At 70.9% G+C, this 11,941-nt stretch carries 11 protein-coding genes; 8 read left to right on the top strand and 3 right to left on the bottom strand.

The window, feature by feature from the left end; genetic code table 11:
* The coding region (locus WN71_RS01035; protein ID WP_338058669.1) for a hypothetical protein at positions 1-762 on the top strand (762 nt) is incomplete at its 5' end.
* On the top strand, positions 759-2,027 hold the full coding sequence (locus WN71_RS01030; protein WP_046592811.1) for a nucleotidyl transferase AbiEii/AbiGii toxin family protein: 1,269 nt from the start codon (positions 759-761) through the stop codon (positions 2,025-2,027). The genes WN71_RS01035 and WN71_RS01030, both read left to right, overlap by 4 nt.
* Positions 2,028-2,073: 46 nt before the next feature.
* Here the strand turns inward: WN71_RS01030 and WN71_RS01025 are convergent, their stop codons facing one another.
* Both WN71_RS01025 and WN71_RS01020 read right to left on the bottom strand, forming a co-directional pair.
* A complete protein-coding gene (locus tag WN71_RS01025; protein ID WP_046592812.1) occupies positions 2,074-3,312 on the bottom strand; it encodes an McrC family protein in 1,239 nt (412 codons plus the stop codon).
* Positions 3,305-5,434 (bottom strand): McrB family protein, encoded by a 2,130-nt coding sequence (locus tag WN71_RS01020; RefSeq protein WP_046592813.1) that lies wholly within the window; start codon positions 5,432-5,434, stop codon positions 3,305-3,307. The genes WN71_RS01025 and WN71_RS01020 overlap by 8 nt, the downstream gene beginning before the upstream one ends.
* 264 nt (positions 5,435-5,698) lie before the next feature.
* On the opposite strand from WN71_RS01020, the gene WN71_RS01015 reads away from it, so the two are divergent.
* The 4 genes from WN71_RS01015 (at position 5,699) to WN71_RS40635 (ending at position 9,687) form a co-directional block, all read left to right on the top strand.
* A complete protein-coding gene (locus WN71_RS01015) occupies positions 5,699-6,904 on the top strand; it encodes a hypothetical protein (protein WP_143074787.1) in 1,206 nt (401 codons plus the stop codon).
* A gap of 240 nt (positions 6,905-7,144) precedes the next feature.
* Positions 7,145-8,164 (top strand): ArsR/SmtB family transcription factor, encoded by a 1,020-nt coding sequence (locus tag WN71_RS01010; protein WP_046592815.1) that lies wholly within the window; start codon positions 7,145-7,147, stop codon positions 8,162-8,164.
* A 142-nt stretch (positions 8,165-8,306) separates the two neighbouring features.
* Positions 8,307-8,717 (top strand): hypothetical protein, encoded by a 411-nt coding sequence (locus tag WN71_RS01005; protein WP_046592816.1) that lies wholly within the window; start codon positions 8,307-8,309, stop codon positions 8,715-8,717.
* Between the two features lie 88 nt (positions 8,718-8,805).
* A complete protein-coding gene (locus WN71_RS40635) occupies positions 8,806-9,687 on the top strand; it encodes a hypothetical protein (RefSeq protein ID WP_046592846.1) in 882 nt (293 codons plus the stop codon).
* A gap of 109 nt (positions 9,688-9,796) precedes the next feature.
* Here WN71_RS40635 and WN71_RS00995 read toward each other — a convergent pair whose 3' ends face one another.
* Complete coding sequence (locus tag WN71_RS00995) at positions 9,797-10,636, bottom strand: S1 RNA-binding domain-containing protein (RefSeq protein ID WP_046592817.1); 840 nt, start codon at positions 10,634-10,636, stop codon at positions 9,797-9,799.
* A 106-nt stretch (positions 10,637-10,742) separates the two neighbouring features.
* Between WN71_RS00995 and WN71_RS00990 the strand changes: the two genes are divergently transcribed.
* Together WN71_RS00990 and WN71_RS00985 are read left to right on the top strand one after the other, a co-directional pair.
* Positions 10,743-11,312, top strand: a complete 570-nt coding sequence (locus WN71_RS00990; RefSeq protein WP_240529523.1) for an SMI1/KNR4 family protein — start codon at positions 10,743-10,745, stop codon at positions 11,310-11,312.
* Positions 11,313-11,441: 129 nt separating this feature from the next.
* Positions 11,442-11,858 carry a hypothetical protein gene (locus WN71_RS00985; protein WP_046592818.1) on the top strand — a complete coding sequence of 139 codons (417 nt, stop codon included), beginning with the start codon at positions 11,442-11,444 and terminating at the stop codon, positions 11,856-11,858.
* The last annotated feature ends 83 nt before the right edge of the window (positions 11,859-11,941 follow it).

Below are 11,941 nucleotides of genomic sequence, written 5' to 3'. Positions count from 1 at the left end.
AAGATTCACCCTGGCGAGCCGAAGTCAGTAATGGATTTCCCTCCGGCGGCCGCCGTTGGGAACATCCTGGTCATGGCACTCCTCATTGTCCACGCCCCAGGACAGCCGATCGCTGCGGAGCGATTCGTCGGCGAGTTCGAGACCCACGTCACGGTGGAGTGCGCCGACGATCATGTGGTGCGCAGGCTGGAGGGGTGGGCGGCGGGCAGGGGTATCGGCTTCGTTCACATCGTGCTCGCGCGCGGGCGGATGGCCTCGCAGCCGATGGTGACGCTCGGCGGGGCAGGCACCCTTTCAGAGCAGCAACGGGCGGCCCTGGCAGCGGCGGACGAGCTGCGCTCGGCGGGCTTCGAGCCGGTTCGGGTGAAGATCGAGGCGACGCCCTGGACGCGCGGGGTTCCGCGATCGGACGGGGAGGCGGCACTGCTCGGCCGGAAAGTTCACTTCGAGCACCACATCAAGGTGATCGTCGGTCAGGATCTTGACCGCGCGGCGGTGGCGGCCCTGGTGAGCGGTCATGGTGCCCATGTGTCGTGGAACGCGCGGCGGTTCATGGACGGTGGTCGGCAGCAGCGGTTCGTGACCCAGCGCTGTTACGGCGTCGGTCTGCACGCGGCCGGGGAGCGACTGGAACGGCTCGTCGGGGTGATATGCGGCGCTGGGTACGAGATCGACTCTGTGGAGCGGGAGTTCGTGGTGTACGACAGCAACAGCGCCATCGACGACGGGTGGATGGAGCGGGGGGAGGGACGCAAAAGATGACCGCGGCGTGGGAGTCCTTCGGGTGGCGGGCCTCCGAGGTGCCGCAGAGCCAACTGGACGAGAGTCGGCGTGCGGACCTCGGGGTGCCGTTGACGCTCCGCCCGGTACGGCAGGAGGGCGTGTTGCAGCGGCCGATCTTCGATCCGGCGCTCAAGCAGTATCCGAATGCCTACCGCGCCGGCGACCCCCGCTTCGCCGACGCGGCGGCGGGCGCCGCGTGGTACGCCGCCCGGCGCTCGGCCCTGTACCTGGTGCTGACGGCCGTCGCGGGATCCGAGTGGGCCGACCACCTCGTGCTGCGCGGCAGCGTGCTGCTCGAAGGGTGGTTCGGCGACGCCGCCCGGGAGCCGGGAGACCTGGACTTCGTCGTCGTTCCCCAGGACTGGCGGATCGAGGAGGAGCGGACGGCGGCCACGCTGGACGGCATCGTGTACGCCGCCCAACAAGCGGCCGGCCAGGGCCCGGTGAGCTTCGAGGCCGATGACGCGGTCAGCGAGGACATCTGGACCTACGAGCGCGTCCCGGGCCGGCGCCTGGTCCTGCCCTGGACGGCCGACGGGACGCCCGGCGGCGTGGTCCAGCTCGACTTCGTGTTCAACGAAAGGCTCCCGCTCGCACCCGAGCCGTTCCCGATCTCGGCCGACGCGGTCCTCAACGCGGTCACCCCGGAGCTCTCCCTGGCCTGGAAGATCATGTGGCTGGTCACCGACATGCACCCGCAGGGCAAGGACCTCTACGACGCGGTGCTGCTCGCCGAAGCCTGTCCCCTGCGGTACGAGGTGCTGCGTGACGCCTTCCTCGCCGCCGAACCGCAGTACGCCCTTCAGCCCGTGCGGCCCGCCACCATCACCGACCTGGCGAGCAGCGTGGAATGGGAGCACTTCACACGGGAGTACCCCGACATTCCCGGTACGGATGCGGAGTACGTCGGGCGCCTGGCCGTCGCCCTCACCGGGACGTTCCCGGGCGTCGAGGACGCCGACGCCCGGGAGTTGGGCCGGTGGTGGCTGGAGCCATGGGTCGCTCACTACCGCGAACTGCTCGACCTCAGCGACATGCCCGCCGTGCAGCGGGCGATGGCCGCAGCGCACACGCCGCTGTTCGTGGCCGTCGTACTCACTGCGGAGCTGCTCGGGCGGGAGGGGAACAGCCTCGAGGACTTCGTGCCCGTGGTCCTCGCGGATCCCGCTTGGGCCGGCTGGATCGACTACCTCAACCGGAGACGCAACCTTGAGTTCCTCCACGAGCAGTTGAGGGAGTTGTGATCCAGGGCTGCGCATGATGATCGCATCGAGGCCCGGTCGGTCAGGATCAGGCCAGTGCCGCCCCGAGCCATGGGACCGCTTCTCCGGGAGGCACGCTGGTGTCGACTCCGAGGACATCGATGACGCCCAGTGGGCCCCGGGGACCGTCCGCACGCAGGGTGCGGTGGGTGTGGCCGCCGGGCCGGGGGTGGACGATCACTGCGCGCGGGGCGTCCCCGGGGGCGTAGCCGGCGCCGTAGGTGAGGAGTTGGTGGATGTCGGCCGCGCTCACGCCGTGGCGGTCGTAGCGCTTGTACTTGGCGTCGACGGGCAGCAGCGTCGGGTGCGTCGGGTCGTGGCCGGGGAGGCGGAGCAGGAGGTCGGGGCGGAAGGCCGAGACGTTGCCCAGGTCTCCGGTCACGGTGATGCCGGTGGACCCCTTGCTGGGCACGGCGTGGCCGCCGTGGGGAGTGACGGCCTCCGTGCCGAGACGGCGGACGACGGCTTCCCACAGCGCGGGCATGGGCAGCAGGAGGCCGTCCGCCGTGATGCCGTGGTCGTTGAGTAGATCGGTGACGCCTCCGCCGCGCAGCAGGAGGCGGGCCCAGGTGTGGGCGGGACGGTAGCGGGCGTTGAGGCGCGTGTAGTGGGTGCGGTCCAGGGCGCGGAGCGCCGCGGCGGGGGTGGCGGCCTGCGGGAAGGCGCCGGCGATGCCGTGCAGGGTCCGGGCCAGGTCGGGGCTGGAGGTGAGGACGAGCGCGGCCTTGAGCGCGCTGCCCAGGACACGGTTGTCCTCGATGTCCGCCTCCCGGTCGAAGGTGCGGACGTGCAGCTGGTCCAGTTGCCCGTAGCGGCGGGTGGCCTGGGCGACGACGTCCAGCCGTCCCCGGAGCACGGGTTCGACAGTGTGGCGGCGTACGTAGTCCCGGCGCAGCCCCTCCCGCAGCAGCCGCTCGCATGCGTCGAGAAGGGCGGCGGCGACCAGGTCGGCGTAGCCGTCCGGGCCGGTCGTCCAGCGCCTGGCCGTCGCGGGGACGGACGTGCCGAGGGCGTAGGCGAGCCAGCTCATGAGCCGCTCTCCGGGGATGGCGAACTTCGGCGTGATGACCAGGCGGATCCGGTCCAGGACGAGGATCCCGACCGTCGCGTCGGCCTTGAGACGCCATCCGACGCGGTCCGGGGCCAGGGTCAGGCAGCCGCGTGCCTGGAAAGCGCGCAGGCGCGCGACGTCCCGGCCGGTGAGCTGTCCGGGCTCCAGCGTCGCGGACTCGTACTCGCCGAGCCGGAGCGTGTCGCGGTCAGGCATCCGGGCCGGTCACGCCGCTGGTGAACTCGGTCGCCAGCGCGTCCGCCAGGTCCTGCGGGGACATGAGCAGCGGACGCCCGCTGTCGGCGTCGACCAGCCCGCCGAGGATGCGGTGCAGCAGTTCGGCCCGGCCGAGGCAGTAGTCCTCCAGGAGGGGGATGACCTCGTGGTGGAAGGCCGCGGCCAGATCCTCCTCGGTGTCGATCGGTACGCCGTCGCGCAGCAGGTAGGCGTGCCCTATCTGGTGGTCGGCGTCGAGGTGGCGGGTGATGCGTGTGTTGAGGGCGTCGAAGAACGCGGCCAGGTCCAGCGGGCCCACGGTCCCGGAGACCGCGTCCGGGTCCGGGCCCACCGACAGGAAGGCGAAGCGGCGCCGGATTGCTGCGTCCAGGTGGCTGATGCTCCGGTCGGCGGTGTTCATCGTGCCGATGATGTGCACGTTCGGCGGGACGGCGAAGCGTCGCTTGCTGACGGGGAGGGCCACCGGCAGGTTCCGCTTGTCCCGCTCGAGAAGGGTGATCAACTCGCCGAAGATCCGCGGCAGGTCGCCGCGGTTGATCTCGTCGACGACCAGCAGGAAGTCCTGTCCCGGATGGGCCGCGGCCCGGGTGCACAGGTCGTGGAACAGTCCGTCGGTGAGTTCGAGCGTGAGCCCGGGGCCCTCGGCGGTCAGGTCCGGCTTGAAGCCCTCGACGAAGTCCTCGTAGCCGTAGGAGGGATGGAAGGTGACCATGTGGACGCGGTCGCCGTGCAGCATCTCGGCCTGGGCCTTGGCGCGCTGGTCGGCGTCGCCGTCCAGGCTCTCCGCGCGGCCGTCCAGGGCGAGGGCCGCGGCGAGCGCGAGCCGTGTCTTGCCCGTACCGGGGGGCCCGTGCAGGATCACCTGACCCTTGCGCCGGAGGGCGTCCAGGACGGTCTGCACGTCCTCGGGCAGGGCGACCGGTGTGCTCTCCGGTCCCCGGTTCGACTCGGCTCCGGCTCCGGCTCCGGCCCCAGCGCCGGTCTCGGTGTCGGCGCGGTACGAGGTGAGTTTGGCGAAGAAGGCCGGGTCGACCTTGGAGAAGGTGGACCGCCATGGCCGCGGGTCCGGCAGCCGCTGCGCGTGCGACACGTCCCACTCGACGGGGACGGTGTGCTGGAACTCCTCGCGGTCCGCGTCGAAGCGGTAGTTCCCACTGACCGTGCCGGTGGCCAGGACCTCGTCCACCCCTCGGTTGGCGACGATACGGTCGCCCTCCTCCAGGTCGCGGAAGGCCAGCAGCCGGCGGGCGAGCGTCAGGCTGCCCCCGCTCTTGGCGGGCCAGTGTGTGTCCAGAGCCTGCTTCAGATCGGTGTCGCTCTGGTACAGGCCGAGGTCTCCGACCTGCTCCCATCCCACGCGGATGACCCCGTCCGTCCGGCACTCCTCCCACAGGCGGCCGCGCTCGCCCGGAGCGATCTTCCAGATGGTGCGCTGCCGGGGCCGCGGGTCGGCGTGCCGGTACAGGAAGTGCATCACCTCGTACCGGGTCCAGCCTTCGAACTCCGCCCGCTCCCGGACGAGTTTGAGCAGACGCCGGTTGCTGCGCCAGGCCGGAGCGTCGCCCTGCGCCGAGTCGCCCAGCACGGTGGCGAACCGGCGCAGATGTTCCCCCGCGTAGATCGGCAGGAAGTGTTCGGGGAAGTAGGTCGCCAGCGTCTTCGTCACCAACGTCGGCCCGAAGCGAAGCACTTCCAGATCGTCCAGGGCGTCGAAGTCTCCCGCCGAGACGGCGTCGAAGGCCCGGACGAACTGACCGCGCAGCTCGGCCCACGCCTCCTGCGGTTCCATTCCGCGCAGCGGAGCGGCCAGCCGCCACTCGCCCGAGACATGGTGGTACATGATGTGCTTGGCCGCGCTGCCGCCCTTGATGGAGCCCAGATTCGGGGTGAGGAACTCCAGCATCCGGCAGTACGTCGGCCCCGAACCGGCGGGCGCGGACTGCCCGAGGGCGTAGCGCTCCAACGGCAGTTCGGCCCACCCGTCCAACGGAAACCGCGCCAGCACCTGCCCGCGCTCGTCCTCGGCGGCCGACTCCACGTCCGCCACGCTGCCCCGCTCGAACCCGGCCGCCGCTGCGGCCACATCCACCCCGCTCGTCATGGAGGTCATGATGCCGGAGCGTGCGCCGCCGGTGGGCCGGGTGGGGTGAGTTCGGTCGATCCGGGGGGCGAGTGGGAGACAGGGGGGCGTAATGGCGGCCGGCCTCCGGTGCAGGCGTCGACGTCGACGTCGAACGGTCTCTCATTGATGGACAGTTCGGATTCGACAGCAGGGTGCTGTGGGGTGGCTGTGCCGCACCCGGTACGCTGCGCTGCCCGCCGGTTGGTACCGACAACCGGTCGGGGACCGACCGAGGGAGTGGGCTTGCGCAGAGCCAGGGGCATCATTCACAGGGGGCTCGTGGGCGCCGCCGCCCTCGCTGGTGTGTTCGCGGTCGCGGGGTGCAGTGCGGACGCCGGGACCGCCGGCGCCGCGAGCTCGTCGAGTTGGGAGTTCGAGCACGTCTTCGACTTCCATGGAGAGATCACCGACTTCGCAGTCCTGGCCGAGGACGACATCTGGGTCGCGCCCGTGCACGTCGGCAGCAAGTCCATCGAGGACAACGGCAATTCCAAGGAACCGTTGCTGCACTTCGACGGCAAGAGCTGGCAGCGAGGGCCCCTCCCCGAGAACTTCGGCACCACCGACTCGGCGATCGCGCTCCACGAGATCGGCGACAAGGCCCTGTGGATGGAATGGCACCGCAAAGGGGCGGCCTTCGGCGTGAACTCCTGGGCGGAGTGGGACGGCGAGCGCTGGTCGGCCGTGGCGAGGCCACCGCAGGGAAGCAAGAGCGAGCACATCGCGGCCACGGGCCCGAAGGACGTCTGGATGCTGGTGGACGACCGCACCGCGCAGCACTGGGACGGCACCCGCTGGACCGTGACCCGGCTGCCGTACACCGCTTCCGACCTGGCGGCGGCAGGACCCGACGACGTCTGGGCGGTCGGCAGCCGTTCCACCGGACCGGGTACCGATGTGGGCTCCGGCGACTTCTACGAACAGCCTGCTTCGATGCACTGGGACGGCACGTCCTGGAAGTCGGTGGAGACACCGCAGTACCACTTCGACGAGCCCATACCGCCCGAGGCCGGTGCACACCTCGACCAGGTCATCGCCCTGGACGGCGGCCAGGTGCTCGCCTACGGCCTCGACAGCTTCAACGAGGGCGAGGGCGGCAAGGATCCCGACGAGCAGTACATCCGGCTGCGCTGGGAGGGCTCCAAGTGGGTCGCGCAGAAGCCCGCACCCGGCAAATGCGCCCGGCTGATCCCGGTGGCCCAGGATGACGCGGGCCAGTTCTTCAAGGACAACTTGTTCCTGACCAGTGACAACCGCTGCGTGAAGATCAAAACCCATCGCCTCGCCCCGTCGACCGGCGCCCGTAAGGACTCGAAGCAGGTGATGGGGCCGGCGGAGGTCCACCGGATCCCCGGCACCGACGAGTGGTTGGGCGCCGGAGAGGTCGTGGTCAGCCAGTCCGGCGCCCCCTTCAGTGCCCCCGTCGTCGTCCGCCTCAAGCGAGGCTGACACCGGCGGCCGAGAGCGGACGAGCCCGCGCGGTCGTCTTTCCGTCCGGGTCCGCGACCTGGACACGGCAGCCGCGCGGTCGTCTTTCCGTCCGGTCCGCGACGAGGACACGACGTCCGCCCGGGCGTCGTTCCGTCCCGGTCCTCGGCCAGGACACGACGGCCGGTTCCTGAGTTGTCCCCGACAGCCGCGTGCCGCAAGCTGCCCCTGAAGGCGAATGGTCTACAGGGGGCGGTTCGCGTGCTGCGCATCCACTTCGCGCCCGAGGACCTGGCCCGCCTCCGGATGGCGAGCGCGCCGGACCCGCTCTGGGAGATCGCCTGCAGCCTGCACCGACTGCAGACCACCCGAGGCCGCTGGGCGTACGCCGACTGGTACCGCCAGACCCGAACGACCCTTGCGGGCACGCGACTTGGCGCGGCCGTACGACGACTCCTGGTCCCCGTGCTGCCGCGGGCCCGCTACCTGCCCGACTTCCTCACCCCGCACGACGCCGCCGACGGCCTGGAACGGGGACTCGCGGCGATCGTCGACACCCCGCCGGAGCGGGTCGCCCACGAGATACGCATGCTGGACCGGTGCAGCGGCGCCCCGGCCTGGGCTCACCGCCTCCTGGAACGTGCGTCCCGAGAGGACCTGACCAGACTCCTGCGCGCCTACCACGAAGCGGTCATCGCACCCCACGAGAGCCGCATTCTCGCCACCGTCACCGCGGAGCGCACCCTGCGCGGCCACGCGGCCCTCGCGGACGGCCTCGACGCACTGCTCGCCGGTCTGTCACCCGCCGTCCGATGGCATCCGCCCGTCCTGCACGTCGACTACGTCGAGGACCGGGACCTGTACCTGGCGGGCCGCGGACTGCGCCTGGTCCCGTCGTACTTCTGCTGGCAGTCGCCCGTCTCGATGGCCGACGACACCCTTCAGCCGGTACTCGTCTACCCCGTCCACGGCCTGCGGGCGCCCGCTCCCGAACGCCCGCCCGACGTGTCGCTCGCCGCGCTGCTCGGCCGTACCCGCGCGGCCGTCCTGCGGTCCCTCGCCCTGGGCGCGACCACCTCTGAACTGGCCGTGTTCCTGGGCGTGTCGGTGTCCACGATCTCTCACCACACCACGGTGCTGCGCGACGCGGGCCTGGTCCTGAGCCACCGCCACCGCAACACGGTCCTGCACACCCTCACGCCTCTCGGTGCCGCGCTGTTCCGGCCGACTTCACTTCACGCGCCCCGGGGGCAGGACCCTCCCGCCCCACGTGCCACGTGAGGCCCCCGCCCCTCGCCGGATGCGCGCATTCCGGCGTATGACAAGGGACTTTGGAGCCCCGTCGAAGTGTGTGGCCCCCGGGGAACGCGCTCTGCGAGCGTTTCAGGAGCCCGAACCACTCCCACTCGACCTTGGGGGAAACATGAGAAAGGCCATCGCCGCGGGCGCGCTCGCGCTCGTCTCCGCCGCCGGATGTCTGGTTCTCGCGCCCACCGCGTCGGCGTTGCCGCAAGCCTGTGTGACCGCCGCGCTGACGACCGGGAGCTACGAAGGGGTCGGCAGCACGCGCACCAAGTCCGCGACGAGCAGCTGCAGCGACCTCAACCTGACCGACGCGGTCAACTACACGTCAGAGATCTACGACTACTACGCGGGCCGTCTCTACTACACGTCCACGAGCTCCTGGAAGACCTGTAACGCGGGGTACATCTACGTCGAGGACGGCACCTACGACGTCGACGACGTCGTCCTGTGTTCCAGTGTGAAGGACAACACGACCTTCACGGTGGCGAGTTATCGCAACGGCGGCGACTTCGTCCGGATCACGCACTGAGGCCGTTCCGGCTTCAGCGGTGCCGTGGGACCGAGCGGACCACGGCACCGCCCTCACGCAGACAGGACCCCTGATCCCCATGATCCGGATGCGCTCTTCACGCCGCTCCACCCTCGCGCGGCTCGCCACAGTCGCAGTCACGGTCACCGTCGCAGCCACCGGGACCGCCTGTACGGCCGCGCAGAGTGACTCCCGTCCTCGTCCGGCCGCCGTGACCTCGGCCCGGCTCAGTACCGCCCTCCCGGCCGACCCCGTGCGCATGGTCCTGCCCGCGACCGGCGCGGAGTCCCGGTGGGCACAGGGGCTGGAGGTCTTCGTCCAGCAGGTCCAGCGGGCGGCCGAGGTCTCCTGCGCCCGCACGCGCGGCTTCACCCTGCCCGCCACGGTCCCCGCCACCTTCATCCGCTTCTCCGAACTCCCCGACCTGGACTTCATCGCCCGCCACGGCACCAGCCAGAGCGCCACCGTGCCCCAGCCGTCGACGAGCCCCGCGCCGACCCGCACCGGAACCACGGCCGAGGTACAGGCCTGCCTCACCCAGGGGAAGGCGGCCGCCACGTCCCTGCGCGACCGTTACTCCGAGGTGCAGGGGCAGTGGTTCGGCACGATCGCCACACTGCGCCGCGACCCGGCAACGCTCCGCGCGCTGCGCACCCTGCCGGGCTGCTTCTCCCGGTACGGCATCGAAGCCGACAGCGAGCAGGCGTACTTCGCCCTCGCCGACAAGCGGATGCAAGAGGCCGACGTGAGCGAACTTCCCGCGCAGGAGCACGAGTTGGGCCAGGCGTACGCCACTTGCATGCGCCCGGTCGAGGCGGTACGCGAACCCGCCCGCGCCAAGCTGCGCACCGGGTTCCTCGCGAAGCCCGAACACGCCGACGCCGTCCGCGCGTTGCGTACCACCCTCGTCCCGGCCCTGCGCTCGGCCGAGAAGCGGTACGGGGTGCGCCTGGTGTTTCCGGCGCCGTAGCAGCCCGACCGGCCCGCGGGTCCACCCTGCACCTTCCGGTGCCGACACCGGAAGGTGCAGGGTGCCGGTGCCCGCGTCGGTCCGCCGTCTGCGAGGAAATGCCGCACACTCAGCGCCGATCGCGCGGACCGTCCGTCGTTCCACGCCGCGACAGGGTGAGCCGGCGTCGTTCACGGTCGATGTCGGTGACGACGACGGTGATCTCGTCGCCGGTCTGCACGGCGTCCTCGGGCGTTGCCACGGGGGTGTCGCCGAGATCGGCGAGGCGGATGAATCCTTCGACGCCTTCGGCGACTTCGACGAAGACGCCGAAGGGGACGAGATGGGTAACCCGCCCGTTGAGCGTCCGGCCCGCCGCGATGCCGTCGGCGAAGGCGGCGAAGGGATCGGGCTGGGTGGCCCGCAGGGACAGCCGGGCTTCCCCGTTCCACGTGTCGAACTGCAGGAACTCGCACGCTATGCGCTGCCCGGTCCGGACGACGTCGGTGGCCTTCTCGAAGCGACGCCAGGACAGTTCGGGGTAGGTGAGGAAGCCGACGCCCGGATACAGGGGGTGCTCGGGGCCCTCGTCCAGGGCGACGAAGACCCCGAACCGCTCGATCGCCGCCACGGTGCCGGTCAGGACGTCGCCCTGGCGAATCCCGCTGAGGAACCGCCACAGTTGCGGGTGCTCTGTGGCGGCCGTCGACAGCCGTACCCGGCCCGTTTCCAGGTCCACGGCGATCACTTCGCCGCTGACCCTCTGCCCGACCACGGCGACGTCGGCGAAGCGCCGGAGCCAGCAGGCGTCCAACGCCCCTACCGTCGCCGGTGGTTGGTCGGGGAAATCGTCGAGGACGACGGAGAACTCCGAACGGGAGACCGCGACGACCCGCCCGTGCAGGACGTCACCGACACGGATCGGGGTCAGAGCTTCGTGGGTGGTTGGCGCGGTCGGCGGATCCTCCATGAGGGCAAGGCTCTCACGAGCAGGGACGCCGTCGCCGCGGCTCGACAGGGTCACCGTTCCGCGCGGGGCGCCGTTCCGTCCGAGTGATCGTCTAGCCTCTGGCTTCATGAACCGTCCCACTGTGCCGCCTCCGCTGACCGAGGCCGAGGTGATCGCCGCCGAAGCCGATCTCGGCGTCGTCTTCCCCGCCGAATATCGCCGTTACTTGCGGCAGGTGAGTTCGGGAGGGGCCGTCGCTCGGCTGGAGAAGACGGACAACGGCTGGTGGTGGGCGGACAACAGCGCGCGGCGACGCGATCTGCTGCCGCTGCCCTTCCCGCACCCGGACTCCTATGCGGAAGCCGACGACGAGTTCTTCCGGCGACTGCCCCGGGCCGAGGACTATGCCGACGAGGACGCGTTCGCGGGGCCGATGGATGCCTGGAACGCGGAGTACTGGGAGTTCGACGAGCGGAAGACGGCCGGGGCTGTCGTCGTGGAGGAGCACGGCTGTGGTTTCGCCACGCTTCTGGTGATCACAGGTCCGCTCGCCGGAACGCTGTGGTGGGACGGACGGGCCACCTGCGACCTGATCATCCCGCTCTCCCTCGACCACGCCGGGGGCGCCCGGCCGGTGACCTTCGGGGAATGGCTCGGCCGCAGCTCCCGGGACCTGCTTCCGCCCGGCTGGGGGTGACGGTGGGCGTCACCGGGCCGTGTGTGTGTGGGGGGCAACGAGCCGTGCTCCTGCGAATGACGGCGATCGTATGCGCGCGCGGGGCGGGGGCGGCCATGCTTGGCAGGAAGGGTCGGCCAGGGGGATGCGATGGCGATGTGGGAGGCGTGCCTCTGGGGGCTGCTCGGAGCGGCGCTGGTCGAGCTGCGCGGTCTGTGGTCGGCCCTCCAGCCGTCACGTAAACCGAAGTGGCCGTGGAAGGACGGCAGAGGTCGGCCCCAGGTGTGGGGCTATGTCGTTGCCGTGGTCTGCCGCTTCGGGATGGCTGCGGGCCTTGATGCCGTCTACGCTGCGGCACATCAGATCGCTGGGCCCCTGGGTGCGGTGACCATGGGCATTGCGGCTCCTTTGGTGATCCAGCAGATGGCCGTGCGCGCGGACTCCCCGCCCGTGATCGAGCGGGCGCCGCTGGACGCGGGTGAACAGGTCCTGAACGGGCGGGTGGAAGCCCGCGGACGAGCAGCCGGAGCCCGCGACGAATCGACGGGGGGCGCGAGTGTCCGCTGACCCCACCCGCCCCACCTTGGTCCAGGAGATTCGACGTCACCTCCTGGGCACGCCGCCGGTCTCCCTTCCCCCGCAGACGACCC

Source organism: Streptomyces mangrovisoli, assembly GCF_000974985.2.
Classification (GTDB): Bacteria; Actinomycetota; Actinomycetes; order Streptomycetales; family Streptomycetaceae; genus Streptomyces; species Streptomyces mangrovisoli.
The sequence above is the reverse complement of the archived record's forward strand: the minus strand, read 5'-3'. Positions and strand labels throughout refer to the sequence as shown.

Excerpts from the sequence above, each read along its gene's own strand:
- WN71_RS01020 (WP_046592813.1), bottom strand. The coding sequence starts at position 5,434 with ATGACGAGCGGGGTGGATGTGGCCGCAGCGGCGGCCGGGTTCGAGCGG.
- WN71_RS00985 (WP_046592818.1), top strand. The coding sequence starts at position 11,442 with ATGGCGATGTGGGAGGCGTGCCTCTGGGGGCTGCTCGGAGCGGCGCTG.
- WN71_RS40635 (WP_046592846.1), top strand. The coding sequence starts at position 8,806 with ATGCGCTCTTCACGCCGCTCCACCCTCGCGCGGCTCGCCACAGTCGCA.
- WN71_RS00990 (WP_240529523.1), top strand. The coding sequence starts at position 10,743 with ATGAACCGTCCCACTGTGCCGCCTCCGCTGACCGAGGCCGAGGTGATC.
- WN71_RS00995 (WP_046592817.1), bottom strand. The coding sequence starts at position 10,636 with ATGGAGGATCCGCCGACCGCGCCAACCACCCACGAAGCTCTGACCCCG.
- WN71_RS01005 (WP_046592816.1), top strand. The coding sequence starts at position 8,307 with ATGAGAAAGGCCATCGCCGCGGGCGCGCTCGCGCTCGTCTCCGCCGCC.
- WN71_RS01030 (WP_046592811.1), top strand. The coding sequence starts at position 759 with ATGACCGCGGCGTGGGAGTCCTTCGGGTGGCGGGCCTCCGAGGTGCCG.
- WN71_RS01025 (WP_046592812.1), bottom strand. The coding sequence starts at position 3,312 with ATGCCTGACCGCGACACGCTCCGGCTCGGCGAGTACGAGTCCGCGACG.